The sequence below is a fragment of the Streptomyces sp. NPDC001492 genome (genome assembly GCF_053597275.1).
In genome coordinates this window covers 13,144-38,729 of the sequence record NZ_JBSFHW010000020.1, presented here as the reverse complement: position 1 = coordinate 38,729, position 25,586 = coordinate 13,144, and the positions used below count along the sequence as shown (strand labels likewise).

Genomic DNA, 25,586 nt, shown 5'->3' with positions numbered 1-25,586 from the left:
GCCTCCGTGGCCGAACACCGGTCGATGCAGCGAGCCGCCCTGCTGGACGCGGCCCGGTCTCTGCTGTCCGAGGGTGGGACGGAGGCGCTGACGTTCCCGGCCCTCGCCGAGCGGACGGGGCTCGCGCGGTCGTCCGTGTACGAGTACTTCCGCTCCCGGGCGGCCGTCGTCGAGGAACTGTGCGCGGTCGACTTCCCGGTGTGGGCCGCGGAGGTCTCGGCCGCGATGGAGCGGGCGGGGTCGGCCGAGGGCAAGGTCGAGGCGTATGTGCGGCAGCAGCTGGTGCTGGTCGGGGACCGGCGGCATCGGGCCGTGGTGGCGATTTCCGCGAGTGAGCTGGATGCGGGGGCTCGGGAGAAGATCCGGGCCGCGCATGGGGGGCTGGTCGCGATGATCGTCGAGGCGCTCGGGGAGATGGGGCACTCTTCGCCCCGGTTGGCTGCGATGTTGGTGCAGGGGGTTGTGGACGCGGCTGTGCGGCGGATCGAGCTCGGGGCGGCTGAGGAGCCCTCGGAGATCACTGAGGCTGCGGTGGCCATGGCGCTGCGGGGAGTTCGCGGCTGAGGGCGGTGGGGGTGCCGTCGGAGCGGTGCCGCTGGCCCGCGCTTGTCGGGGTGCCGCCTTTCTCTGGGCCGGGAGCCGCCCCAGCGGCACGACTGCCCGCAGGCTGGGCAGACTGACGTGGCAAGGGCACTCCCAGGACCGGCAGCAGCCTCGACGGGCCCCTGCGCAGCAGCCATGGCGGTAGCAGCGACAGCGGGTCCAGGTAGGTCTCGCCCCTCAGCAGGCCCCAGTGCACACACGTGACCGTGCAGTGGCCGGATCCCGGTTCCACCGTCCCCACCACCTCGCCCGGCGCCACCTCGTCCCCCTTCCGCACCGACGCCGTCACCGGTTCGTACGTCGTGCGCAGGTTCGTGTCCGTCAGCTGTACGGAGATCACGCCGCGGCCTGCCACCCGGCCCGCGAAGGAGACGCGGCCGGCTGCCACCGCTCTTACCGGGGTTCCGGCGGGGGCTGCCAGGTCCACGCCCCGGTGGCCGCGGCCGTAGACCGTCGCCGGGGGCTCCCAGCCTCGTAGGACCGTGGGGTGGGTTCCCACCGGCCAGGCGCGGCCGACTGCGGGGACCGGTGGGCCCGGCGCCGCGGGTGGCGGCGGGTCGTCCGCCCAGGCCCAGGGGGACAGGACCGTCAACGCCAGTCCCAGCACCGCCGCCCACGTCATCTGCACGTATCGCCTCGCTCGCATGCGAGAACCCTCCCGCGCAGTCCCCGATCACGGCCGGGATCTGTGGACTACTCCCCGGTTGTGGACAGCGGCGTCACCCGGTGCCTCGCCGGTCCCGTACACTTCTTCTGGCGATCCGGGTCACCGGGTCGACTTCGCACGCCCCGACACCAGGTGATCAAAAGCCGGATGTCAGCGCCCCTCGGTCCTTCGTGGCACGGCGCATGCGGGCGTCAGGCGCGAGTGCCCACCGGCACCCGCGGTACAACCGAGAAACTCAAGGAGAACGGCCATGGCCGTCGTCACGATGCGGGAGCTGCTGGAAAGCGGCGTCCACTTCGGTCACCAGACCCGTCGCTGGAACCCGAAGATGAAGCGCTTCATCTTCACCGAGCGCAACGGCATCTACATCATCGACCTGCTCCAGTCGCTGTCGTACATCGACCGCGCCTACGAGTTCGTCAAGGAGACCGTCGCCCACGGCGGCACGGTCATGTTCGTCGGCACGAAGAAGCAGGCGCAGGAGGCCATCGCCGAGCAGGCCACCCGCGTCGGCATGCCCTACGTCAACCAGCGCTGGCTGGGCGGCATGCTCACCAACTTCTCCACCGTCTACAAGCGTCTGCAGCGCCTCAAGGAGCTCGAGCAGATCGACTTCGAGGACGTCGCCGCGTCGGGTCTGACCAAGAAGGAGCTTCTCGTGCTCTCGCGCGAGAAGGCCAAGCTGGAGAAGACCCTCGGCGGTATCCGCGAGATGCAGAAGGTGCCCAGCGCCGTCTGGATCGTGGACACCAAGAAGGAGCACATCGCGGTCGGTGAGGCCCGGAAGCTCAACATCCCGGTCGTCGCGATCCTCGACACCAACTGCGACCCGGACGAGGTCGACTACAAGATCCCGGGCAACGACGACGCGATCCGCTCCGTCACCCTGCTCACCCGTGTGATCGCCGACGCCGTCGCCGAGGGCCTCATCAGCCGCTCGCGCGTCGCCACCGGTGACAAGGGCGAGAAGGCCGCGGGCGAGCCGCTCGCCGAGTGGGAGCGCGACCTGCTCGAGGGCGAGAAGAAGGCCGACGAGGCTCCGGCCGCCGAGGCCGAGAAGCCGGCCGAGGCCGCTGCCGAGGCCCCCGCCGCCGAGGCCCCTGCCGCCGAGGCCCCCGAGGCTGAGGCTCCGGCCGCCGAGGCTCCGGCCGCGGACGCCGAGCAGGCCTGACCCGTCAGCGTCAGAGGTTGACGGCGGGGGCGGCGTGAAGTCCGCCCCCGCCGTTCACCCGTAGGTCAGCGGCGAGTCAGCGGCCCCCGGCTACATGGGGGCCGTAGACCCCGTAGATCTTCGATCTTCCAGACTTCGAGAAAGATTCACAGACTCATGGCGAACTACACCGCCGCCGACGTCAAGAAGCTTCGTGAGCTCACCGGCGCCGGCATGATGGACTGCAAGAAGGCGCTGGACGAGGCCGAGGGCAACGTCGACAAGGCCGTCGAGGCGCTCCGTATCAAGGGCCAGAAGGGCGTCGCCAAGCGCGAGGGCCGCTCCGCCGAGAACGGCGCCGTGGTCTCCCTCATCGCCGACGACAACACCTCCGGTGTCCTGGTCGAGCTGAAGTGCGAGACGGACTTCGTCGCCAAGGGCGAGAAGTTCCAGGCCGTCGCCAACGCGATCGCCGAGCACGTCGCCAAGACCTCCCCGGCCGACCTCGAGGCCCTGCTCGCCTCCGAGATCGAGGCCGGCAAGACCGTCCAGGCGTTCGTGGACGAGGCCAACGCCAACCTCGGCGAGAAGATCGTCCTGGACCGCTTCGCGCAGTTCGCCGACGGTTTCGTCTTCTCCTACATGCACCGCACCATGCCCGACCTGCCCCCGCAGATCGGTGTCCTGGTCGAGCTGGACAAGGCCGACGCCGAGCTGGCCAAGGGCGTCGCCCAGCACATCGCCGCCTTCGCGCCGAAGTACCTCTCCAAGGAGGACGTGCCGGCCGACGTCGTCGAGTCCGAGCGCCGTGTCGCCGAGGAGACCACCCGCGCCGAGGGCAAGCCCGAGGCCGCCCTGCCGAAGATCGTCGAGGGTCGCCTCAACGGCTTCTTCAAGGACGCCACGCTGCTGGGCCAGCCGTACGCGCTCGACAACAAGAAGTCCGTCCAGAAGGTCCTGGACGAGGCCGGTGTCACCCTGAAGCGCTTCACGCGTATCAAGGTCGGCATCTGAGTCCGTGCCGCGATCGGCGCCTCGGCCCGATAGGGTCGAAGGCAGCCGTCCGGCCGTCCGTCCCGCACGCGCGTGACGGACGACAGCAGATCTGACGAGGAGGCCATTGCCGAGCATGGGATGCCAACACCCCAGCGGCAATGGCCTTCTTCGCATGTGCAACACGTGAAAGAGGCGGGATCTCCATGACCACCACCAAGCCCCAGAAGAGCGACGACGGCAAAGTACGCGGCCGGTTTCTGCTGAAGCTGTCCGGTGAGGCCTTCTCCGGTGGCGGGGGCCTGGGCGTGGACCCCGACGTGGTGCACAAGATCGCCCGCGAGATCGCGGCCGTCGTGCGGGACGGGGCGCAGGTCGCGGTCGTCATCGGCGGCGGCAACTTCTTCCGCGGCGCCGAGCTCCAGCAGCGCGGCATGGACCGGGCCCGCTCCGACTACATGGGCATGCTCGGCACCGTGATGAACTGCCTCGCCCTCCAGGACTTCCTGGAGAAGGAGGGCATCGACAGCCGGGTGCAGACCGCCATCACCATGGGCCAGGTCGCCGAGCCGTACATCCCGCTGCGCGCGGTGCGCCACCTGGAGAAGGGCCGGGTCGTCATCTTCGGCGCCGGTATGGGCATGCCGTACTTCTCCACCGACACCACCGCCGCACAGCGCGCCCTGGAGATCGACGCCGAGGCGCTGCTGATGGGCAAGAACGGCGTGGACGGGGTCTACGACTCCGACCCCAAGCGCAACCCGGACGCCGTCAAGTTCGACTCCCTCGGCTACGGCGAGGTCATCACCCGCGACCTCAAGGTCGCCGACGCGACCGCGATCACGCTGTGCCGCGACAACAAGCTCCCGATCCTCGTCTTCGAGCTTCTGGCCGAGGGCAATATCGCCCGCGCCGTCAAGGGTGAGAAGATCGGCACGCTTGTGGGTGAGCACGGCAGCCGGGACTGACCAGCAACACCCACGGACCCTGACCGGGGGATGGACAATGTCCCGCAGGTCGGGAACCGTGCAGGAAGAAGACGCGACGCAGCCGGCCGCCGCCCCCACGCATACGGAACAGCAGCCGGGCCTACTCAAGACACGCAGGAGCAAGTGGTGATCGAAGAGACCCTCCTCGAGGCCGAGGAGAAGATGGAGAAGGCCGTCGTGGTCGCCAAGGAGGACTTCGCCGCGATCCGCACCGGTCGTGCGCACCCGGCGATGTTCAACAAGATCGTGGCCGACTACTACGGCGCGCCGACGCCGATCAACCAGCTGGCTTCGTTCTCCGTGCCGGAGCCGCGCATGGCGGTCGTGACCCCGTTCGACAAGACGGCGCTGCGCAACATCGAGCAGGCCATCCGCGACTCCGACCTGGGCGTCAACCCGAGCAACGACGGCAACATCATCCGGGTGGTGTTCCCCGAGCTCACCGAGGAGCGCCGCCGCGACTACATCAAGGTCGCCAAGGGCAAGGCCGAGGACGCGCGCGTGTCCATCCGGTCCGTGCGCCGCAAGGCCAAGGACGCCATCGACAAGCTCATCAAGGACGGCGAGGTCGGCGAGGACGAGGGCCGCCGCGCCGAGAAGGAGCTCGACGACTCCACCCACAAGTACGTGGCCCAGGTGGACGAGCTCCTGAAGCACAAGGAAGCGGAGCTGCTCGAGGTCTGATGAACGACTCTTCCTGGGGAACGCCGCCCCACACCGGGTCGCAGGCGGGGTACTGGGGGCCGTCCGACCAGGGACCTGTCCAGGGGGCTGCCCCGGCGGGTCCCGCGTACGATGCGCCCAAGGCGCAGCAGACTCGCCCCATGCCCATCGTGCCCGAGGTACCCGCGTACGGCGGTGACCAGGATGACGACCGGGGGGCCGCTCGGCTGAGCGGTCCCTTGTTCCGCGACGAACCCCCTCAGTCGCCGCCCTACCCGGCGGCGCAGCAGAATCCGGAGCCCATGCCCGACGCCCCGCAGCCGGCGCCCCGCCCGCAGAAGAAGAGCGCGGGCCGCGACCTGGGCGCGGCCATAGGGGTCGGTGTCGCGCTCGGTGTGGTGATCATCGCGTCGTTGTTCATCGTCAAGGCCGTCTTCGTCGGCGTCGTCGCGGTCGCCGTCGTGGTCGGGCTGTGGGAGCTGACCAGCCGCCTCCAGGAGCGCAAGGGCATCAAGGCGCCCCTGGTTCCGCTGGCACTCGGCGGTGCGGCCATGGTCGTCGCGGGATATGTGCGGGGCGCCGAGGGCGCCTGGGTCGCCATGGCACTCACGGCGCTCGCTGTCCTCGTATGGCGCATGACGGAGCCACCGGAGGGCTACCTCAAGGACGTCACGGCGGGCGTCTTCGCGGCCTTCTACGTGCCCTTCCTCGCGACGTTCGTGGCACTGATGCTGGCGGCCGGGGACGGGCCGTGGCGTGTGCTGACCTTCCTGTTGCTGACGGTGGTCAGCGACACGGGCGCGTACGCCGTCGGCTGGCGCTTCGGGAGCCACAAGCTGGCCCCGCGCATCAGCCCCGGCAAGACCCGCGAGGGCCTGCTCGGCGCGGTCACCTTCGCGATGGTGGCGGGCGCGCTGTGCATGCAGTTCCTGATCGACGACGGTGCCTGGTGGCAGGGCCTGATCCTCGGCCTCGCGGTCGCGGCCAGCGCCACTCTGGGCGACCTCGGCGAATCGATGATCAAGCGGGACCTGGGCATCAAGGACATGGGCACGCTGCTGCCGGGGCACGGCGGCATCATGGACCGGCTGGATTCTCTGCTGCCGACGGCGCCGGTGGTGTGGCTGTTGATGGTGCTGTTCGTGGGGTCCGGCTGACCGGTCGTGACGCCTGGAGCCCCCGCCCTCCAGAGGGCGGGGGCTCCACGCTTTTCGGAAGGCTTTTCGGACGATGGCGGACCGGTCGGCCGAGTGGGACGATTCCGATGTAAGCCCTCAAACGGAATCTCCCGAACCCGAAGAGGAGGCGCCATGTCCACCATCCACGAGGAGTTCGACGTGGACTGCCGTCCCGAGGACGCCTGGGCGTACATCATCGACCCCTCCCACATGCCGGAGTGGCAGCTGAGCGCGGTCGCCACCGAACAGCTCGACGACCGCCCCTTCGGACTCGGGTCCCGGGTCCGGGTCACCCGGCACGTGGGCCGCCGCGACATCCCCATGACCATGGAGTGCACCCAGTACGAACCGCAGCGCTCCTGGACCGTGCGCGGGATCGACGGCCCTGTCAGGGGCAACTTCCACGGCGAGATCACACCCCTCGACGACGGCCGCCGCACCCACATCACCATGGACCTCGACTTCGAGGGACACGGCATCGGCAAGGTCCTGCTCCCCCTGGTCGTCCGCCCGCAGGTCCGCAAGGAGATGCCCCGCAACGAGCAACTGCTCAAGGCCAAGCTGGAGCACACCACCGCTTAGGCGGGCCCTGCATTCAGGGGGGCGGGCCACCCTGCGGGATCTGCGACACTGGTACAGCCATGCCTAAGCCCGGAGAACTCACTTTCGTCGCCCCCCGCGGAGCCAAGAAGCCGCCGCGGCATCTTGCCGATCTCACGCCTGCCGAGCGCAAGGAAGCGGTGGCCGAGATCGGCGAGAAGCCGTTTCGTGCCAAGCAGCTCTCGCAGCACTACTTCGCGCGGTATGCGCACGACCCGGCGGAGTGGACCGACATCCCGGCCGGTGCGCGCGGCAAGCTGCAGGAGGCGCTGCTTCCCGAGCTGATGACCGTCGTACGGCATCTGTCGACCGACCAGGGGACCACGCGCAAGACCCTGTGGCGGCTGTTCGACGGGACGCTCGTCGAGTCGGTGCTGATGCGCTACCCGGACCGGGTGACCATGTGTATCAGCTCGCAGGCCGGGTGCGGGATGAACTGCCCGTTCTGCGCCACCGGACAGGCCGGGCTCGACCGGAATCTGTCCACCGCCGAGATCGTGCACCAGATCGTCGACGGGATGCGGGCGCTCAGGGACGGAGAGGTGCCCGGCGGGCCCGCCCGGCTCTCCAACATCGTCTTCATGGGGATGGGTGAGCCGCTCGCCAACTACAAGCGGGTCGTCGGGGCCGTCCGGGCGCTCACCGATCCCGCGCCCGACGGGCTCGGGCTGTCGCAGCGCGGCATCACCGTGTCGACCGTCGGGCTCGTGCCCGCCATCCACCGGTTCGCCGACGAGGGCTTCAAGTGCCGGCTCGCCATCTCGCTGCACGCCCCGGACGACGAGCTGCGCGACACCCTCGTCCCCGTCAACACGCGGTGGAAGGTGCGCGAGGTCCTCGACGCCGGGTTCGAGTACGTCGAGAAGAGCGGGCGAAGGCTCAGCATCGAGTACGCGCTCATCCGCGACATCAACGACCAGGCCTGGCGAGGTGACCGGCTCGGGCGGCTGCTGCGCGGCAAGCCGGTGCACGTCAACCTCATCCCGCTGAACCCGACGCCCGGGTCGAAGTGGACCGCCTCCCGGCCCGAGGACGAGAAGGCATTCGTCGAGGCCATCGCCGCGCATGGTGTGCCGGTGACCGTCCGGGACACCCGGGGGCAGGAGATCGACGGGGCCTGCGGCCAGCTCGCGGCCACCGAGCGGTAACCTGAGCCCGTACGTACATCTTCATATTCCGACAGGGGAGCGCCACAGCGCTGAGAGTGCGGCAACCGGGCCGCAGACCCTCTGAACCTTGCCCAGGTCATTCTGGGTAGGAAGTTCGGTCTTCACTCGAGCTGTTGCGCCCTGCCCGGGAGCCGGCGGATTTCTCCGGCGCTCCCGGGCAGGGCCGCGTCTCTTCCTGGTCAGCCAGGAGGAATTCAGTGCACACCAAGACGTTCGTGGCCGCCGCGGTCGGCCTCGGTCTCGTCACGTTGTCCGCGTGCGGTTCGTCGTCGTCCGGCAGCGAGGGCTCCGGCGGCTCCAAGACCGTCACCCTTGTCAGCCACGACTCGTGGGCCGTCTCGAAGAGCGTCCTCGCGGACTTCGAGAAGCAGTCCGGATACAAGGTCAGGGTTCTCCCGAGCGGCGACGCCGGGCAGGCCGTCAACAAGGCCATCCTCACCAAGGACAACCCGCAGGGCGACGTCTTCTTCGGCGTCGACAACACCCTGCTCTCGCGGGCCCTCGACAACGGGCTGTTCCAGTCGTACGAGGCGAAGGGGTCCGACCGGATCCAGGCGCAGTACCGGGTCGACCAGGCCAAGCACCGGGTCACGCCGATCGACTCCGGTGACATCTGCGTCAACTACGACAAGGCGTACTTCAGCAAGCACAAGCTGGCTCCGCCCCAGTCGTTCGACGATCTGATCAAGCCCGCGTACAAGAACCTCCTCGTCACCGAGAACGCCTCCACCTCCTCGCCCGGCCTCGGTTTCCTGCTCGGCACCGCCGCCAAGTACGGCGACGACGGCTGGCAGGGCTACTGGAAGAAGCTCAAGGCGAACGGCGTGAAGGTCGTCGACGGCTGGGAGCAGGCCTACAACGACGAGTTCTCCGGGTCCGCCGGCGGCAAGAAGGCCAAGGCGGACCGGCCGCTCGTCGTCTCCTACGCCTCCTCGCCGCCCGCCGAGGTCATCTATGGCGACCCGAAGCCGAAGAGCGCGCCGACCGGGACGTCGTACGGCACCTGCTTCCGGCAGATCGAGTACGCGGGACTGCTCAGCAACGCCCGGAACGCCAAGGGCGGCAAGGCCTTCCTCGACTTCCTGGTCACCAAGGAGTTCCAGGAGGACATGCCGCTGAAAATGTTCGTCTACCCGGTGATCGAGGGCGCCCAGGTGCCGCCGGAGTTCGTGAAGTACGGGCAGCCGGCCAAGGACCCCGAGACCATGGCCCCGACGAAGATCGCCGCAAACCGTGACCAGTGGGTCAAGTCGTGGACGTCACTCGTACTGAAGTAGCCGTCCGCAGAAGGCGGACGGGGAGCGCGGTGCGGCTCGGCCTGATGGCCGTGCCCGCCCTGTTCTTCGCCGCCTTCTTCGCCTGGCCCGTCGCCGCGATCGTGGCGCGCGGGCTCAAGGTCGACGGGCAGTGGCAGTTCGGGCGGATCGCGGATGTCGTCGCACGGTCCGACATCCGGCACGTTCTGTGGTTCACCACCTGGCAGGCGCTCGCCTCCACCGCGCTCACGCTGCTGGTCGCGCTCCCCGGCGCGTATGTCTTCGCGCGCCTCGACTTTCCCGGCAAGCAGGTGCTGCGCGCCGTCGTCACCGTCCCGTTCGTGCTGCCGACGGTCGTCGTCGGTACGGCGTTCCTGGCGCTGGTCGGGCGCGGGGGGCTGCTCGACGAGCTGTGGGGCGTACGGCTGGACACCACTGTGTGGGCCATCCTGCTGGCGCACGTCTTCTTCAACTACGCCGTGGTGGTACGGACCGTCGGCGGCCTGTGGGGGCAGCTCGACCCGCGTCAGGAGGAGGCGGCGCGGATGCTGGGCGCCTCGCCGTTCAGGGCCTGGCGGAAGGTGACTCTGCCGGCGCTCGGGCCTGCCGTCGCCGCCGCCGCGCTGATGGTCTTCCTGTTCACCTTCACCTCTTTCGGCGTGGTGCAGATCCTCGGCGGACCGACCTTCTCCACCCTCGAGGTCGAGATCTACCGGCAGACCTCGGAGATCTTCGACCTGTCCACCGCCGCCGTGCTCACGATCGTCCAGTTCGTCGCCGTCGGGGCGATCCTCGCCGTGCACGCCTGGACCGTACGGCGGCGGGAGGCCGCCCTGCGGCTGGTGGACGCGAACGTCACGGCGCGGCGGCCCCGCGGGGCGGGGGAGTGGGGACTGCTCGCCGGGGTCCTCGCCACCGTCCTCGTGCTGCTCGTCCTGCCACTGGCCGTGCTGGTGCAGCGGTCCCTCGGTGCCTCCGGCTTCGGCTACTACCGGGCGCTGACCCACGACGACGGCGGCACCTTCCTCGTGCCGCTGATCGAGGCCGTCGGCAACTCCCTCCAGTACGCCCTCGCCGCGACGGCCATCGCGGTGCTGATCGGCGGTCTGGCCGCCGCGGCGCTCGCGCGCCGGGACGCGGGCCGGCTGGTCCGTGGCTTCGACGCGCTGCTGATGCTGCCGCTGGGCGTCTCCGCCGTGACCGTGGGCTTCGGGTTCCTGATCGCGCTGGACAAGCCGCCGCTGGATCTGCGCAGTTCGTGGATTCTGGTGCCGCTCGCACAGGCGCTGGTGGGCGTCCCCTTCGTCGTACGGACCATGCTGCCCGTGTTGCGGGCCGTGGACGCGCGCCTGAGGGAGGCGGCGGCCGTGCTCGGGGCGTCGCCGTGGCGGGTGTGGCGGGAGGTCGATCTGCCGATGGTGCGGCGGGCGCTGCTGGTCGCGGCCGGGTTCGCGTTCGCGGTGTCACTGGGGGAGTTCGGGGCCACGGTGTTCATCGCGCGGCCGGACAATCCCACGCTGCCGGTCGCCGTCGCTCGACTGCTCGGCCGGCCGGGCGAGCTCAACTACGGCCAGGCGATGGCCCTTTCGACGATTCTGATGGTGGTGTGCGCGGTGGCGCTGCTGGTGCTCGAGCGGCTGCGCACCGACCGGAGCGGGGAGTTCTAGATGCTGCTGAGCCTTGAGGACGCGACCGTACGGTTCGGCGGGCGGGCCGTGCTCGACTCCGTCGGCCTCGATGTCGCCGAACACGAGATCGTGTGCGTGCTCGGGCCCAGCGGCAGCGGCAAGTCGACCCTGCTGCGGGTGGTGGCGGGGCTCCAGCCCCTGGACGGGGGGCGGGTGCTGCTCGACGGACGCGACCAGTCGGGCGTGCCCGCGCACAAACGGGAGGTGGGCCTGATGTTCCAGGACCACCAGCTGTTCCCGCAGCGGGACGTGGGCGGCAACGTCGCCTTCGGGCTGCGGATGCACGGCGCCACGCGCTCTCAACAGGGCGAACGGGTACGGGAGTTGCTGGACCTCGTCGGGCTGCCGGGCGCCGCCCGCCGGGCCGTCGCCTCGCTCTCCGGCGGTGAGCAGCAGCGCGTCGCGCTGGCCCGCGCCCTCGCCCCCCGGCCGCGGCTGCTGATGCTGGACGAGCCGCTCGGCCAGCTCGACCGCTCGCTGCGGGAGCGCCTCGTCGTCGAACTCCGGGAACTCTTCGGGCGGTTGGGGACCACCGTCCTCGCCGTGACGCACGACCAGGGCGAGGCCTTCGCGCTCGCCGACCGGGTCGTGGTGATGCGGGACGGGCGGATCGCCCAGTCCGGTACGCCGCTGGAGGTGTGGCAGCGCCCCGCGGACGAGTTCGTGGCCCGCTTCCTCGGCTTCGACAACGTGGTCGAGGGCATGGTGACGGGTGAGGCGGCGGACACCCCCTGGGGCAAGCTGCCGGTGCCCCAGGACGCCCCGCAGGGCACCCGCACGCTGCTTGTGCGGCCCGCCGGCGTACGGCTCGTTCCCGCCGACGAGGGCCTGCGCTGCACCGTGGCCGCCCGCACCTTCAAGGGCACCCATGTCGCCGTACAGGTGCAGCCGGAGGAGGCGCCGCGCCTGGAGGCGGCGGTGGCGCTGCGGGAGGCGCCGGAGGTCGGGAACGCGGTCGGGGTGGAGTTCGACGCGGCGGAAATCGTGGTGCTCGGCCCAGGAGTTTCCGCGTAGGGTGCGCGCGATGACACTACTTACGCATGATCGCTACTGCGATGAAATCGCCCACCAGGTGGAGCAGTTGAGGGCGGTGGTGACGAGCGGCGCCGATCTGTCCGCGACCGTCCCGACCTGTCCGGACTGGACCCTGGAACAGCTCAACCTGCACATGGGCGGCGTCCTGCGCTGGGCCGGGACGCTAGTGCAAAAACGGGCCGAGGAGAACGTCCCCGACGAGGAGATACCGCGCGGCGACGGCCCCGAGACGCCGGGTGACGCCGCCGCCCTCGACGCCTGGCTGGCGGAGGCCGGCGAGCTGGCCGTGGGCGCGCTGCGCGAGGCCGGGCCCGACGCGAAGGTATGGGGCTGGGCCGGGCCCCAGACCGCCGGCTTCTGGGCCCGCCGGATGGCCCACGAGATCACCGTCCACCGTGCCGACGCCACGCTTGCCGCGGGGCTGCCGTACGAAGTGGCCCCCGACATCGCCGCCGACGCGATCGACGAGTGGTTGCAGATCGTGGGATGGGTGCGGGAGCGGGAGGGGAAGGAAGCGCCGATCGGCGCCGGAGAAAGCATTCACCTCCATGCCACCGACACCGCACCGCAGTCGCATGCCGAGCGAAGCGAGACGGGGGTCCCCCCGTCCGAAGGATGGGGGAGGCTGATCGAGGGCACCGAGGAGGGCTTCGGCTGGCGCCGCGGCCATGAGAAGGCGGACGTCGCCCTGCGCGGACCGCTCACCTCCCTGCTTCTCGCCTTCTACCGCCGCATTCCCCTGGACAGCCCGGAGCTGGAGATCGTCGGCGAGCGGAAGCTGCTGGAGTTCTGGCTGGAGCGGGCGAGCTTCGGGTGAACGACCGCGGCCCGTCCCCCGGGGATACGGGGACGGGCCACAGCGTTGCTCTGCGGGAGGCGTCAGCGGCTGCTGTTCGCCCCACGACGGCGCATGCCGAAGAAGACGGCGCCGCCGCCGACCACGACCAGCGCGCCGGCGATACCGGCGATCAGGCCGGTGTTGGAGTTGGCACCGGTCTCGGCGAGGTTGTCGTCACCGGCCGCCGGGGACGGGGCGTTGGACGAGGTGTCCGCCGGAGGGGTGCTGTCCGAGGCGGACGGGGACGGGGACTCCGAGGCCGGGGTGGAGGCGGACGGGGTCGGCGTCGGCGATGCCGGCGGCGTGGTCTCGTCCTTCGAGCAGCCCTCGGACGGAGTCGTCAGGTTCGGCGTGATGTCCTTGTCGACGATCAGGTGGTCCTTGTCCTTGCCGGCCGCGACATGGATGCGGTACTCGGCGTTCGGCGACCAGTCCTCGTTGAACGTGACGGTGACGCCCTCGCGGGAACCGGTGACGTCCTGCTCGCCGACCTGCTTCGCGTCGGCGCCGTTGTTCTCGAGGAACACGGTGATCGTCGCCGGGGTACCCGAGGCGTCCTTGTCGGTGACGGTGATGACGCCCTTGCTGCCGTCGCACTTGGGTGCGGCGGAGAACTCACTGATGTTGCAGGCGAGCGCGGAGCCCGCGGCGCTCAGCGCGAGCGCGGAGGACGCGGCGGCGACGCCCAGGATCTGCACGGAACGACGTGCGGTACGGCGAGATATGGACACGTTTGCCCTTCACGGGATGCGCAACTGCGGGGGGTTGACGAGGGACGTGAGGCGACTGTGGAGGTGAAGCCTCACCCTCCCCAGGAGACTCAAAGGTTTATAAGCGTTTGATAAGGAGTGTCAATGCGCAGGCGTACCTGGGGCGTTGGCTTTGCACTCTTATTAACCACCGAGACGTTTCAGCGCCGCCGGAGCCTCCTCGATCCGGTCAACGAGGGCGATACGGGACTCCATCGAGCGTTCCCGGGCGAGTGACTGCAAGAGGGGCCAGGTCGGCAGGTGCTCCGTCCAGTGCCTGCGGTCGACGAGCACCATGGGCGTCGGCTCGCCCCGTGACTCGTAATAGTTGGGCGTCGCGTTGTCGAAGATCTCCTGTACGGTGCCGGCGGCGCCCGGCAGGAAGACCACACCCGCGTTCGAGCGGGCCAGCAGACCGTCCTCGCGGGTGGCGTTGGCGAAGTACTTGGCGATGTGCGAGGCGAAGGGGTTCGGCGGCTCGTGGCCGTAGAACCAGGTGGGGATGCCGATGGAGTGGTTGCCCTTCGGCCAGCGGGTGCGCACCTCGAAGGCGGCGCGGGCCCACTCGGTGATCGAGGGCACGAACGAGGGTGACTTCGCGAGGAGTCGGCAGGCCTCCTCCAGCATGCCGTCCTCGTACGGCGCCGCGTACGCGCCCAGGTTCGCCGCTTCCATGGCGCCCGGACCGCCGCCGGTCGCCACCACGAAACCGGAGCGGCTCAGCTCGCGGCCGAGGCGCGCCGCTCCGGCGTAGGCCTGAGTCCCGCGTGCCATCGCATGGCCGCCCATGACACCCACCACGCGTGCGCCGCGCAGGAGTTCGTCGAGGGCGTCGGAGATCGAGTCGTCGTGCACGGCACGCAGCATCGAGGCGAATATGTCGCCGTCCGTTTTGGTGCGCTGGAACCAGGCGTAGGCGAGGGCGTCCGGCGTCTGCTCGTACCCCTTCTCCAGCGAGGCGAACAGCTCGTCGGGCGTGTACAGGTGCCCGCGGTAGGGGTCGAAGGGCAGATGCGGGACGGGCGGAAAGACCAGCGCCCCGCCGGCGCGGACCTTCGCGGCCGCTTCCTCGCGCATCGGACAGCCGAGGAACACCGCCTCGGCGGTGTCGGTGGTGAGCAACTCCCTTGTACGGTCCGTCAGGTCGACGGCCTGCACGCGGTAACCGGCGAGGGTGCCGCGGGCCGACACCGTCGCGTCGAAGTCCTCCAGCGTCTCGATCTCGCGCTCGTCGTGGTGGGCCGCATGGGCCGGGCTCGTCTGCACGGGCCCATGCTAGGCACGCCGTTCGTCGGGGATATGACCCAGGCTCTCAGCCCTGGACCGCCGCCGGGTCCATCCACACGACCTCCCAGCTGTGGCCGTCGAGGTCGTCGAAGGAACGGCCGTACATGTAGCCGTGGTCCTGGACGTCGTCGTTGGCGGTGCCGCCGGCCGCGACCGCCCTGCCCACCAGCTCGTCGACCTTCTCGCGGCTCTCGGCGCTCAGACAGATCAGCACCTCGCTGGTCTTCGTCGAGTCCGCGATCTCCTTCTTGGTGAAGTCCGCGTACCGCTGCCTGCTCAGCAGCATCGTGATGATGGTGTCGCTGATCACGACACAGGCGCAGTCGTCGGTGCTGAACTGCGGGTTGATCGTGTAGCCGAGCTCCGTGAAGAACTTCTTCGACGCCTCGACGTCGTCGGTGGCCAGGTTCACGAAGATCATCTGCTGGTACATGTGAGGTCTCTCCCGTCGGATGCGTGGTGTTCGCAGGGGTAGACCGGGGGCCCGCGCGGAACTCATCGATTCCCGGGAACTCTGTTCGTACGAATTCTCAGCGGGCCAGTGGCAGGGCCGCCAGCTCCGCCACCACCAGGGTCAGCGGCACGAACAGGGCGAGCAGTGCGCCCACCCGCAGGGCGGCGGCGCCGCGCAGCATCGTGGCCGGGGCGCCGAGGCGCAGCAGGGCTGCCGTGGTGTCGGCCCGGGCGTGCTTGGCCTCCACGGCCGCGGTGAGCAGCGTGGCGAGGGTGCAGCCGGACACCAGGAGCGTGCCGAGGGTGGTGAGCGGCCCGAAGGCGGGGCTGCCCGTGTCGTACAGGGCGGCCATGGCGTAGGTGCCGGAGGCGACCGCGCAGACGATGCCGAGGGGGCGGCCGATGCGGGTGGCCTCCTCCATGAGGACGCGGCCGGACAGCAGCCGGAGGGGGCCGGGGCGCCCCGCCTGGAGGAGGCGGCCGCACAGATGGGCGAGGCCGGGGCCGGCGACGGCGAGGCCGAGGGTGGTGAGCACCCAGCCGAGGAGGACCGACGGGGCGCCGGTGGCAAGGCCGCCGGGGAGCCGGGGGCCGGGGGTGGTCGACGCGCCGGTGGCGTAGGCCTGCACGGCCAGTCCCGCGGTGAGGACGGCGACGCCCCAGGGGAGGCCCGCGGGGGCGGTGCCGGGTGCGGGGGAGTGAGCAGCGGCGGGGTTCGGCCGGGCACCGGTCGAGTCCTCGCCCGGGGGTGGCGCTGTGGGGGTGGGTTCGCTTGCCCGCGCGTGCGGGGTGCCGCTCTCTTCGGGTCGGGAGCCGCCCCAAGCGGCACGACTGCCCGCAGGCTGGGGCGGCGGGGTGCTGCCCGTCTTCGGGGCGGGAGTCGCGTCGGCGGCAGCACTGCCCGCGGGCCGGGTGCGCAGGCGGGCGCCGAAGCGGCCGTACGTTCCGAAGGTCTCCCGTGCCACCGTCCGGCCGTAGGCCCCGAAGCGGCCGTAGTGCCGTGCCACCGCCCGTGCCGCGGCCGGTCGCGCGTCCCGCGGGAGGAGGACCAGTGCCACCGTCGCCGAGGCGACGGCCGGGACCAGCGCCAGCAGGGTCAGGGCCGCCGGGACGGGCAGGGGCTGGTCGGCTGCCAGGAACACCGAGGCCGCGCCGTCGAAGGGGACCCCCATGAGGTCGCCGCGCAGGTCGAGGAAGACGAGGAGGGCCAGGAGCGAGCCGAGCGTGCAGGACACGGCCGTCGTCGTGGCGGAGAGCGCCATCAGGCGGAAGGGGCCGAGGCCGATGGCCGCGAGGCCGGAGCGGGGTTTCGTGCCGGGGTCGGTGCGGGCCACCGCCACCGCGAAGTGCACGGTGGCGGCCAGGGGGGTCAGGCACCAGGCGAGACGGAGGGCCGAGCCGCCGGGGTTGGCCGGGTGGCTCATCGCGTAACCGAGGGCGCACAGCAGCAGGAAGCCCGTGCCGGCCGAGGCCACCGCCACCAGGAGGCGGCGCAGCTGTACGGCCGGGTGGGCGTCGCGGGTCAGACGGAGAGCGAGCACGGGGCCCGGCCTTCCGCCTCGGCCACCGGGGGCAGGTGGACCGTGTTCACGCAGCGGCCGTCCAGCAGCGACAGCGTGCGGTCGGCGATGGCCGCGGTCTCCTGGTCGTGGGTGGCGACGACGACCGTGATGCCGTGCGAACGGGCCGCCGTGGTGAGCGTGCGCAGGACGTGGGCGCGGTCGGCGCGGTGCAGGGGGGCGGTGGGTTCGTCGGCGTACAGGACGGTGGGGCCCTGGGCGAGAGCCCGGGCGATCGTCACGCGCTGCCGCTCGGCCTGCTTCATCTCGTGCGGACGCCGACGGGACAGGTCGCCGACGTCGAGGCGTTCGAGCCACTCCAGGGCTGCCGTCCTGGCGCGCTCGCGGCTGGTGCCGCGCAGCATCAGCGGCAGGGCGGCGTTCTCCCAGGCGTTGAGTTCGGGTACGAGCACGGGGGCCGGGTCGATCCAGCCGAAACGGTCGCGGCGCAGCCGCTCGCGGGCGGGCTGGGCCATGGTGTGGACCGGCACGCTGTTGAACCAGACCTCGCCCCGCTGGGCTGTTACCTGGCCGGACAGACAGCGCAGCAGAGTCGTCTTCCCGCTGCCCCGGGGACCGCTGACGGCGAGGATCTCGCCCTCCCGGACACCGAACGAGACGCCGCTGAGCGCGGGCGAGCCGTCACTGTGCTGGAAGTGCAGTGAGCGTGCCCAGAGCACGTCGTTGTCCGGCGGGGCCTCCATGGGCGTACACCTCGGTTCGGATCTGTGGTTCCCGTGATCTTTGTTCCCCCGTGCGGGGGAACGAGGACAGGGCCGATCGGTTACCAGGCACGCTAAGGAGCGGCGGCGCCGACGCCGGACAGCACGCGGCCCGGCATGCACCCTTCTCACTCGTACGGGTGCACACCGGGCCGTATAAGCGGCTGAACCGCCGGGAGGTCAGAGCTTCGTCCAGGCCTCCGTCAGCGTGGCGCGCAGGATCTGCTCGATCTCGTCGAAGGTCTCCTGGTGGGAGATCAGCGGCGGGGCGAGCTGGATCACCGGGTCGCCGCGGTCGTCGGCACGGCAGTACAGGCCGTTGTCGAAGAGGGCCTTGGAGAGGAAGCCGTACAGGACGCGCTCGGTCTCCTCGTCGTTGAAGGACTCCTTGGTGGCCTTGTCCTTCACGAGCTCGATGCCGTAGAAGAAGCCGTTGCCGCGGACGTCGCCGACGATCGGCAGGTCGTGCAGCTTCTGGAGCGTGGACAGGAACGCGCCCTCGTTGTCGAGCACGTGCTGGTTCAGGCCCTCGCGCTCGAACAGGTCGAGGTTGGCGAGGCCGACCGCCGCGGAGACCGGGTGGCCGCCGAAGGTGTAGCCGTGCAGGAAGGTGTTGTCGCCCTTGTAGAACGGCTCGGCCAGACGGTCGGAGACGATGCACGCGCCGATCGGGGAGTAGCCCGAGGTCATGCCCTTGGCGCAGGTGATCATGTCCGGGACGTAGCCGAACTTGTCGCAGGCGAAGGTGGTGCCCAGGCGGCCGAAGGCGCAGATGACCTCGTCCGAGACCAGCAGCACGTCGTACTGGTCGCAGATCTCGCGCACGCGCTGGAAGTAGCCGGGCGGGGGCGGGAAGCAGCCGCCCGCGTTCTGCACCGGCTCCAGGAAGACGGCCGCGACCGTGTCCGGGCCCTCGAAGAGGATCTGCTGCTCGATCTGGTCGGCGGCCCAGCGGCCGAAGGCCTCGGGGTCGTCGCCGAAGAGCGGGGCGCGGTAGATGTTGGTGTTCGGAACCTTGTGCGCGCCCGGGACCAGCGGCTCGAAGGGGGCCTTCAGCCCCGGCAGGCCGGTGATCGACAGGGCGCCCTGCGGGGTGCCGTGGTAGGCGACCGCGCGGGAGATGACCTTGTACTTGGTGGGCTTGCCCACCAGCTTGAAGTACTGCTTGGCCAGCTTCCAGGCGGTCTCGACCGCCTCGCCGCCGCCGGTGGTGAAGAAGACCTTGTTGAGGTCGCCCGGGGCCTCGTCCGCGAGGCGCTCGGCCAGCTCCACGGCCTTCGGGTGGGCGTAGGACCACACCGGGAAGAACGCCAGCTCCTGCGCCTGCTTGAAGGCGGTCTCGGCGAGCTCCGTGCGGCCGTGACCGGCCTGGACCACGAACAGACCCGCGAGACCGTCGAGGTAGCGCTTGCCCTTGTCGTCGTAGATGTAGGTGCCCTCGCCGCGCACGATCGTCGGGACGGGGGAGTTCTCGTACGAGGACATGCGGGTGAAGTGCATCCACAGGTGGTCGTACGCGGTCTTGCTGAGGTCCTTGGAGCTCACGGTTATCGGGTCCTCACGGTTATCGGGTTCCCCACATGTAGGTCTGCTTCTTCAGCTTCAGGTAGACGAAGCTTTCGGTGGAGCGCACGCCGGGCAGTGCCCGGATGCGTTTGTTGATGACGTCCAGCAGGTGGTCGTCGTCCTCGCAGACGACCTCGGCGAGGATGTCGAACGAGCCCGCGGTCATCACCACGTACTCGACCTCCGACATGTCGGTGAGCGCTTCGGCGATCTTCTCCACGTCGCCCTCGACGTTGACGCCGACCATCGCCTGCCGGCGGAAGCCCACGGTGAGCGGGTCCGTGACGGCGACGATCTGCATCACGCCCTGGTCGAGCAGCTTCTGCACGCGCTGGCGCACGGCCGCCTCGGACAGGCCCACGGCCTTGCCGATCGCGGCGTACGGCCGGCGGCCGTCCTCCTGGAGCTGTTCGATGATGGCGAGGGAGACGGCGTCCAGATGGGGACTGCCGTTCCTGGACTCGCGGGACGAGTCCCTTTGCTCTGCGCTTCGACTGGCCACGACCTCACTGTGCACGACGTCTCGGCGGTTCCGCAAGGGCGGACCGATGAAATTCGTTGTTTACATGACTGAGTACTGCGGATTTCGCAGTCTTGGCGTGACCGGGGGTGTTGAAAACGTGGGCTATCGGATTAGTGTGGGTGTCTCATTCAATGGACACGTTGGATCCACTCGAACTTGGAGGGCCGGCAGTGAGCACCGAGCTGCGTCGTCTGCGCAACTACATCGACGGTGAGTTCCGGGACGCCGCCGACGGACGGACCACCGAGGTGGTCAACCCCGCGACGGGCGAGGCGTACGCGACCGCGCCGCTGTCGGGCCAGGCGGATGTGGATGCCGCCATGGCCGCGGCCGCCGCCGCCTTCCCGGGCTGGCGCGACACGACCCCGGCCGAGCGGCAGAAGCACCTCCTGAAGATCGCGGACGCGTTCGAGGAGCGGGCCGAGGAGCTCATCGCGGCCGAGGTGGAGAACACCGGCAAGCCGATCGGGCTCACGCGGTCCGAGGAGATCCCGCCGATGGTCGACCAGATCCGCTTCTTCGCGGGCGCGGCCCGGATGCTGGAGGGCCGGTCGGCCGGTGAGTACATGGACGGGATGACGTCCATCATCCGCCGCGAGCCGGTCGGCGTCTGCGCGCAGGTCGCGCCGTGGAACTACCCGATGATGATGGCCGTGTGGAAGTTCGCGCCGGCGATCGCGGCGGGCAACACGGTCGTGCTGAAGCCCTCGGACACCACCCCGGCGTCCACCGTCCTGATCGCCGACATCATCGGGTCGATCCTGCCCAAGGGTGTCTTCAACGTCATCACCGGCGACCGTGACACCGGCCGGCTGATGGTCGAGCACCCCACCCCGGCGATGGCCTCCATCACCGGCTCGGTGCGGGCGGGCATGTCGGTCGCCGAGTCGGCGTCCAAGGACCTCAAGCGGGTCCACCTGGAGCTGGGCGGCAAGGCGCCGGTCGTCGTCTTCGAGGACACCGACATCGCCAAGGCCGTGGAGGACATCTCCGTCGCGGGCTTCTTCAACGCCGGCCAGGACTGTACGGCGGCCACCCGCGTCCTCGTGCAGGAGGGCATCCACGACGAGTTCGTGGCGGCGCTGGCGAAGGCCGCGGCCGAGACGAAGACCGGGCAGCCGGACGACGAGGACGTGCTGTTCGGCCCGCTCAACAACCCCAACCAGCTCAAGCAGGTGGCCGGTTTCATCGAGCGGCTGCCCGCGCACGCCAAGGTCGAGGCCGGCGGTCACCAGGTGGGCGAGAAGGGCTACTTCTACGCGCCGACCGTCGTCTCCGGGCTGAAGCAGGACGACGAGATCATCCAGAAGGAGGTCTTCGGTCCCGTCATCACCGTCCAGTCCTTCACGGACGAGGACCAGGCCGTGGAGTGGGCCAACGGCGTCGAGTACGCGCTGGCCTCGTCGGTGTGGACCAAGGACCACGGCCGTGCGATGCGGATGTCGAAGAAGCTGGACTTCGGCTGCGTATGGATCAACACGCACATCCCGCTGGTCGCGGAGATGCCGCACGGCGGGTTCAAGAAGTCCGGGTACGGCAAGGACCTGTCGGGGTACGGGTTCGAGGACTACACGCGGATCAAGCACGTGATGACCTCGCTGGACGCCTAGTCCCCACGACGTGACACCCGGCCCCGGGCGGATCAAGTTCCGTCCGGGGCCGCGCCGTTCGACAGGGTGTCCGGCCGGTGCGGGCGTACTCGACGCTGCGTCGATTGTCGGCGTACCGGCAGGGACGGCATGCTGCGCCCATGCCCCGCACACCGAAGACCTCCTCCCCCTCCCGCCGGTCCCTGCTGCGCGCGCTGGGTGGTGGTGCGGTGCTCGGCGGTCTGGCCGGGTGCGGGGTGCCCGCCGCGTATGTGCGGCCCGGCGAGCGTGCCGTCGCCGATCTGTCCGCCCGTGACAAGCGGCTGGCCTGGGCGAACTGGCCGCTGTACATCGACACCGACGACGACAACCCGAACCGGCGGCCCACCCTTGAGGCCTTCGAGAAGCGCACCGGGATCTCCGTCGAGTACACCGAGGAGATCAACGACAACGACGAGTTCTTCGGCAAGATCAGCCCCGCCCTGATGAACCATCAGCGCACGGGCCGCGATCTGATCGTCATGAGCGACTGGATGTGTGCGCGGTTCGTGCGGCTCGGGTGGGTCCAGGAGATGGACCGGGCGGGGCAGCCGAACGTGGCCGGGTACCTCGACCCGCAGCTGCGTTCGCCCGCCTTCGACCCGGGCCGCAGGTACTCGGTGCCGTGGCAGTCGGGCATCACCGGCATCGCGTACGACCGCCGCAGGCTCGGCCGCGAGATCCGCCATGTCTCGGACCTGTGGGCGAGCGACCTCAAGGGGAGGGTGACCCTGCTGTCCGGCCTCGACGAGGCGTTCGCGCTGCTGATGCAGGGCAACGGCGTCGACATCACCAGGTGGACGGCGGCCGACTTCCACCGGGTCTGCGACCAGGTCGAGAGGTACGTCGCGCGGGGCCACATCCGCCGCTTCACCGGCAACGACTACACCAAGGACCTGGTCAGCGGCGACGTCCTGGCCTGTCAGGCGTACTCCGGTGACGTCATCCAGCTGCAGGCCGACAACCCGCACATCCGCTTCGTCGTCCCCGAGGAGGGCGCGGAGCTGTGGGCCGACTCGCTGATGATCCCGGACCGGGCGGTGCACAAGAGGAACGCCGAGCGGCTCGTCGACTACTACTACGCGCCCGAGGTCGCCGCCGAACTCGCCGCCTGGGTGAACTACGTCTGCCCCGTCCCCGCCGCCCGGGACGTCCTCGCGGCCGCCAAGGACAAGGACACCGCGGCCCTCGCCGAGAACCCGCTGATCTTCCCGGACGCCGAGATGCGCAAACGGCTCGTGATCGCCCGGGACATCACGTCGACGGAGCGGGTGGAGTTCGCGAAGAGGTGGAACAAGATCGTGGGCTTGTGACAGGGACGGCGGGTTCCTCCGCGGCCCGCCCCGGGTCAGGCGGGCAGGGTGCGGATGGCCGCGATGTCGAACTGGAGGCGCACCTTCTCGCTCACCATGGCGCCGCCCTCCGCCAGCTTCTGGCTGTACGTCAGGCCCCAGTCGGAGCGGTTGATGGTGGTCGTGCCGTCGAAGCCCACCCGCTCGTCCCCGAACGCGTCGACGACGTGCCCGATGTAGGTGAGCTCCAGGTCGACGGGGCGGGTGGTGTTCTTGATGGTGAGCTCGCCGTTCATACGGTAGACGTCGGGCTCCACGAGCTGCACCGTCGTACTGACGAAGCGCATCCTCGGATGGTTCGCCGCGTCCAGGAAGTCACGGCCGATCAGGTGCGCGTCGCGCTGTTCCACGCCGGTGTCGACGGACGCCGTGGACAGGACGATCTCGGCCCGTGAACGGGAGGGATCACGGCCGTCGAAGTAGAGCCGGCTCTGGTACTCGGTGAAAGCCCCGCGCACGGTGGTCACCATGGCATGGCGCACGGAGAAACCGATACGGCTGTGTGCCGGGTCGATCAGCCACTCTCCGGTCAGCGCCGCGAGAGCGGGGCTCGGACGGTTCGCTGTGGGGGCGAACGCCGGTGGTCGGAGGGGGCGTTGCGGGGCGGTGGGGGGAGCCGGGCGGCGCGGAGACGCAGCACGGGTGAACAGGTTCATGATTCACGTACTTACGTCATGACGAGAACGGCCGCAAGGCACCTTCAAGACCCGCGCACACGGTCGTCACCAATTCCCCGATCATTGGCCGGATCCCACCGTCCCCCCTGTCTCACGGGACTTTGCCGGCTCTTTACAACCCGCCCCTCCGCTGCCTCGTCTCTCCGCTCGATCAGTCACACAACCCGCCGGTCGACCACCGGGCGGACCGACGAAAGAGAGCGATTCATGCGCCGAACCGGCCTCAGTGCCATGGCACTTGCGTGCACCGCCGTGCTGGCGGGCGCGCTGCCCGCGTTCGCCGACGGGGCGAAGACGGCCCCGAGCCCCGTCCCCAGCGCCACCCAGGCGCCCACCTCGCCCCCCAGTACCAGGCCCAGCGCCTCCACTGCTCCGAGTGCCGTGCCGAGCGCGGCCCCGACCCGGGCGCCTTCCTCGGGCCAGGTCTCCCGCGTGCCGAGCGGTGCCCCGAACACCGGTGTGGCGCCGACGACTTCGGACTCCTCGAACACGGGGGCGCTGGTCGGCGGGGGCGCCGCCGCGGCCGTCGTCCTCGGCGGCGGCGCCGTCCTCCTCGTACGCCGCCGGCAGGCGAACGGGGCATGAGCCCGCGCTCCGGGCGCGCCCTCGCCGCCATGGCCCTGGCCGCACTGCTTGTCGCCTGCGGCGGCCCCGGCGCCACGACCGGGAGCTCCGCGGGCTCCGCAAACACGCCCTCCGCCTCCGCGCCGCCCGCGGCCCAGTCCGCCAAGTCGGTGTCCGCGGTGGGGCGATCGGTCCCGGTCGGGCTCCGGATTCCGGCCATCGGGGTGGACACCCCGGTGATGAAGCTGGGCCTGGCCGCGGACGGCAGTGTGCAGGTGCCGCCGATCGCGGCGCACGACCGGGCGGGCTGGTACGAGCACTCCCCGACGCCGGGCCAGACCGGTCCCTCGGTGATCCTCGGCCATGTCACGGTCGGCGCCTACGGGGACGGAGTCTTCCGGCGCCTGGGGGAGCTGCACCGGGGCGAGAAGATCGTGACACGCCTGGAGAACGGCACGGCCGCGGTGTTCGCCGTGACCGAGGTCCGCACGGTGTCCAAGGCGCACTTCCCGTCGGAGGAGGTCTACGGGAACGTGAACCGGCCGGAGCTGCGGCTCATCACCTGCGGCGGCAAGCGGACCGGTGACGGCTACCTCGACAACGTGATCGTCTTCGCGGTGCTGAGCTCCGCCGGTCCCTGACCGGCCACCCGGGCCGGCGGAACGTACGCCGTCGGCCCGGGGTCTTCCTCCGCAAGCGCCCCTACGAGTGCCCCCACGACCCTGGAGAACGTTGAAACGGTCCCGTGAGAAGGCCGCGTCCGAGCTGTTCGCCGCCCTCTATCCGCGTCTCGCCGGTTGGTGCCGCCGGCTGGTCGACGACGACGAGACGGCCCATGAGATCGCCTCGGAGGCGTTCACCCGGCTCTGGGCCCGCTGGACGTCCGTCGCGGAGCCGCGCGGCTTCCTCTACGTCACCGCGGCCAACCTCGTCCGGGACCACTGGCGCAAGCTGGAGCGCGAACGCAGAGCCGTGCGCCGGGCGACCACGGAGGCCGCGGTGGCCCCGCATCCCGAACAGGCGGACCCCTCGGTACGGCTGCTCGTGCAGTCCCTCCCGGAACGACTGCGGGTCCCGATCCTGCTGCACTACTACGCTGACATGCCGATCCGGGAGGTGTCCGTGCTGACCGGACGCAAGGAAGGAACCGTCAAGGCCGACCTCCACACGGCCCGCGAACTGCTCCGCGCCCACCTGAGGAGAAGCCTTGATCACACACTCTGACGAGGGCCCGGACTTCGACCCCGACGACCCGCTCACCGTCCTCCTGCGGCCCCCCGCCGAATACCTGGGCGCACCCCCCGGCCGCTACGCGGAGATCCGGCGCGGCGCATCCCGCCGACGCCTGCTGCGTGCGGCCGCCGGAGCGGCCCTGACCTGCGGTGTCGCCGCACTCGTCGTGCTGCCTCTGCATTTCACCGCCTCCGGCGGCCCGGCGGCTCCGGCGGTCCCTCTCGCCCCGCCGCCCGCGAGCAGCCCCTCGACGCTGCCGCCGTCGAAGGCGGCACCCGCCCCGGTCACTCCCACTCCCAGCGCCAGCCCCTCCATGGTCCCCAGCCGCCCGTCGGCCCCCCGGACCGCCGAACCGTCGGCGAGATCCGTGCCGACGGTCGCACAGTCGGCCCGCGACGGAGGTGTCATCCCCTCCGGCAGGTGAGCGAAAGCAGCGGACGACAG

General features: G+C 70.3%; 26 protein-coding genes and 1 pseudogene. 18 read left to right on the top strand and 9 right to left on the bottom strand.

All coding sequences use genetic code 11. The annotated features are described in order from the left end of the window. Nucleotides 1-6: 6 nt before the first annotated feature. The gene (locus tag ACWC1K_RS24655; protein ID WP_389079293.1) at nt 7-564 is read left to right on the top strand and encodes a TetR/AcrR family transcriptional regulator; all 558 of its coding nucleotides are present in this window, start codon (nt 7-9) and stop codon (nt 562-564) included. Nucleotides 565-682: 118 nt separating this feature from the next. Here the strand turns inward: ACWC1K_RS24655 and ACWC1K_RS24650 are convergent. Further along, nucleotides 683-1,249, bottom strand: a pseudogene (locus ACWC1K_RS24650) (M23 family metallopeptidase); the annotation flags it as partial. A gap of 271 nt (nt 1,250-1,520) precedes the next feature. Here ACWC1K_RS24650 and rpsB point away from each other — a divergent pair. From rpsB to ACWC1K_RS24595, 11 genes are all read left to right on the top strand, one after another. Further along, a complete protein-coding gene (gene rpsB, locus ACWC1K_RS24645; protein ID WP_450698701.1) occupies nt 1,521-2,441 on the top strand; it encodes a 30S ribosomal protein S2 in 921 nt (306 codons plus the stop codon). A 156-nt stretch (nt 2,442-2,597) separates the two neighbouring features. Next, nucleotides 2,598-3,434, top strand: a complete 837-nt coding sequence (gene tsf / locus ACWC1K_RS24640; protein ID WP_450834294.1) for a translation elongation factor Ts — start codon at nt 2,598-2,600, stop codon at nt 3,432-3,434. 185 nt (nt 3,435-3,619) lie between these two features. Continuing rightward, nucleotides 3,620-4,381, top strand: coding sequence for a UMP kinase (gene pyrH / locus ACWC1K_RS24635; protein WP_351480389.1), 762 nt, complete (start codon nt 3,620-3,622; stop codon nt 4,379-4,381). Between the two features lie 147 nt (nt 4,382-4,528). Next, the gene (gene frr / locus ACWC1K_RS24630) at nt 4,529-5,086 is read left to right on the top strand and encodes a ribosome recycling factor (RefSeq protein ID WP_030943211.1); all 558 of its coding nucleotides are present in this window, start codon (nt 4,529-4,531) and stop codon (nt 5,084-5,086) included. After that, entirely contained in the window at nt 5,086-6,222 is a 1,137-nt protein-coding gene (locus ACWC1K_RS24625; protein ID WP_450834293.1) for a phosphatidate cytidylyltransferase, read from the top strand. The genes frr and ACWC1K_RS24625 overlap by 1 nt, the downstream gene beginning before the upstream one ends. A gap of 153 nt (nt 6,223-6,375) precedes the next feature. Then, nucleotides 6,376-6,825, top strand: a complete 450-nt coding sequence (locus tag ACWC1K_RS24620; RefSeq protein ID WP_450834291.1) for an SRPBCC family protein — start codon at nt 6,376-6,378, stop codon at nt 6,823-6,825. A 59-nt stretch (nt 6,826-6,884) separates the two neighbouring features. Continuing rightward, complete coding sequence (rlmN, locus tag ACWC1K_RS24615; protein WP_450834290.1) at nt 6,885-7,991, top strand: 23S rRNA (adenine(2503)-C(2))-methyltransferase RlmN; 1,107 nt, start codon at nt 6,885-6,887, stop codon at nt 7,989-7,991. A gap of 218 nt (nt 7,992-8,209) precedes the next feature. Next, nucleotides 8,210-9,289, top strand: coding sequence for a thiamine ABC transporter substrate-binding protein (locus tag ACWC1K_RS24610; protein ID WP_450834288.1), 1,080 nt, complete (start codon nt 8,210-8,212; stop codon nt 9,287-9,289). 44 nt (nt 9,290-9,333) lie between these two features. Then, on the top strand, nt 9,334-10,935 hold the full coding sequence (locus ACWC1K_RS24605) for an ABC transporter permease (protein ID WP_450834515.1): 1,602 nt from the start codon (nt 9,334-9,336) through the stop codon (nt 10,933-10,935). Next, complete coding sequence (locus ACWC1K_RS24600; RefSeq protein WP_450834286.1) at nt 10,936-11,970, top strand: ABC transporter ATP-binding protein; 1,035 nt, start codon at nt 10,936-10,938, stop codon at nt 11,968-11,970. A 10-nt stretch (nt 11,971-11,980) separates the two neighbouring features. After that, nucleotides 11,981-12,808, top strand: a complete 828-nt coding sequence (locus ACWC1K_RS24595) for a maleylpyruvate isomerase family mycothiol-dependent enzyme (RefSeq protein ID WP_450834284.1) — start codon at nt 11,981-11,983, stop codon at nt 12,806-12,808. Nucleotides 12,809-12,870: 62 nt separating this feature from the next. On the opposite strand, the gene ACWC1K_RS24590 is transcribed toward ACWC1K_RS24595, so the two are convergent. The 7 genes from ACWC1K_RS24590 to ACWC1K_RS24560 all read right to left on the bottom strand — a co-directional run bounded on the left by ACWC1K_RS24590 (nt 12,871) and on the right by ACWC1K_RS24560 (nt 19,682). Further along, nucleotides 12,871-13,560 (bottom strand): LAETG motif-containing sortase-dependent surface protein, encoded by a 690-nt coding sequence (locus tag ACWC1K_RS24590; protein ID WP_351480370.1) that lies wholly within the window; start codon nt 13,558-13,560, stop codon nt 12,871-12,873. Nucleotides 13,561-13,722: 162 nt separating this feature from the next. After that, nucleotides 13,723-14,844, bottom strand: a complete 1,122-nt coding sequence (locus ACWC1K_RS24585; protein ID WP_450834282.1) for an LOG family protein — start codon at nt 14,842-14,844, stop codon at nt 13,723-13,725. A gap of 46 nt (nt 14,845-14,890) precedes the next feature. After that, nucleotides 14,891-15,298 carry a VOC family protein gene (locus ACWC1K_RS24580; protein WP_450834281.1) on the bottom strand — a complete coding sequence of 136 codons (408 nt, stop codon included), beginning with the start codon at nt 15,296-15,298 and terminating at the stop codon, nt 14,891-14,893. A 97-nt stretch (nt 15,299-15,395) separates the two neighbouring features. Continuing rightward, nucleotides 15,396-16,859 carry a hypothetical protein gene (locus ACWC1K_RS24575; protein ID WP_450834279.1) on the bottom strand — a complete coding sequence of 488 codons (1,464 nt, stop codon included), beginning with the start codon at nt 16,857-16,859 and terminating at the stop codon, nt 15,396-15,398. Continuing rightward, the gene (locus tag ACWC1K_RS24570) at nt 16,841-17,581 is read right to left on the bottom strand and encodes an ABC transporter ATP-binding protein (RefSeq protein WP_450834278.1); all 741 of its coding nucleotides are present in this window, start codon (nt 17,579-17,581) and stop codon (nt 16,841-16,843) included. Before ACWC1K_RS24570 ends, ACWC1K_RS24575 begins: the two co-directional genes overlap by 19 nt. Nucleotides 17,582-17,779: 198 nt before the next feature. Continuing rightward, entirely contained in the window at nt 17,780-19,144 is a 1,365-nt protein-coding gene (locus ACWC1K_RS24565) for an aspartate aminotransferase family protein (protein WP_450834276.1), read from the bottom strand. Nucleotides 19,145-19,163: 19 nt separating this feature from the next. Then, nucleotides 19,164-19,682 carry an Lrp/AsnC family transcriptional regulator gene (locus tag ACWC1K_RS24560; RefSeq protein WP_450834274.1) on the bottom strand — a complete coding sequence of 173 codons (519 nt, stop codon included), beginning with the start codon at nt 19,680-19,682 and terminating at the stop codon, nt 19,164-19,166. 176 nt (nt 19,683-19,858) lie between these two features. On the opposite strand from ACWC1K_RS24560, the gene ACWC1K_RS24555 reads away from it, so the two are divergent. Then, nucleotides 19,859-21,298, top strand: a complete 1,440-nt coding sequence (locus ACWC1K_RS24555; RefSeq protein WP_450834272.1) for a gamma-aminobutyraldehyde dehydrogenase — start codon at nt 19,859-19,861, stop codon at nt 21,296-21,298. Nucleotides 21,299-21,438: 140 nt separating this feature from the next. Beyond that, nucleotides 21,439-22,629: a polyamine ABC transporter substrate-binding protein gene (locus tag ACWC1K_RS24550; RefSeq protein ID WP_450834270.1), complete on the top strand. Its 1,191-nt coding sequence runs from the start codon at nt 21,439-21,441 to the stop codon at nt 22,627-22,629. A gap of 35 nt (nt 22,630-22,664) precedes the next feature. On the opposite strand, the gene ACWC1K_RS24545 is transcribed toward ACWC1K_RS24550, so the two are convergent. Beyond that, complete coding sequence (locus ACWC1K_RS24545; RefSeq protein ID WP_450834269.1) at nt 22,665-23,324, bottom strand: YceI family protein; 660 nt, start codon at nt 23,322-23,324, stop codon at nt 22,665-22,667. Nucleotides 23,325-23,552: 228 nt separating this feature from the next. On the opposite strand from ACWC1K_RS24545, the gene ACWC1K_RS24540 reads away from it, so the two are divergent. From ACWC1K_RS24540 to ACWC1K_RS24525, 4 genes are all read left to right on the top strand, one after another. Beyond that, entirely contained in the window at nt 23,553-23,930 is a 378-nt protein-coding gene (locus tag ACWC1K_RS24540) for an LPXTG cell wall anchor domain-containing protein (RefSeq protein ID WP_450834267.1), read from the top strand. Continuing rightward, the gene (locus ACWC1K_RS24535; protein WP_450834265.1) at nt 23,927-24,550 is read left to right on the top strand and encodes a class F sortase; all 624 of its coding nucleotides are present in this window, start codon (nt 23,927-23,929) and stop codon (nt 24,548-24,550) included. Before ACWC1K_RS24540 ends, ACWC1K_RS24535 begins: the two co-directional genes overlap by 4 nt. A gap of 91 nt (nt 24,551-24,641) precedes the next feature. Further along, a complete protein-coding gene (locus ACWC1K_RS24530) occupies nt 24,642-25,133 on the top strand; it encodes an RNA polymerase sigma factor (protein ID WP_099931608.1) in 492 nt (163 codons plus the stop codon). Then, entirely contained in the window at nt 25,117-25,566 is a 450-nt protein-coding gene (locus tag ACWC1K_RS24525) for a hypothetical protein (RefSeq protein WP_450834263.1), read from the top strand. The genes ACWC1K_RS24530 and ACWC1K_RS24525 overlap by 17 nt, the downstream gene beginning before the upstream one ends. The last annotated feature ends 20 nt before the right edge of the window (nt 25,567-25,586 follow it).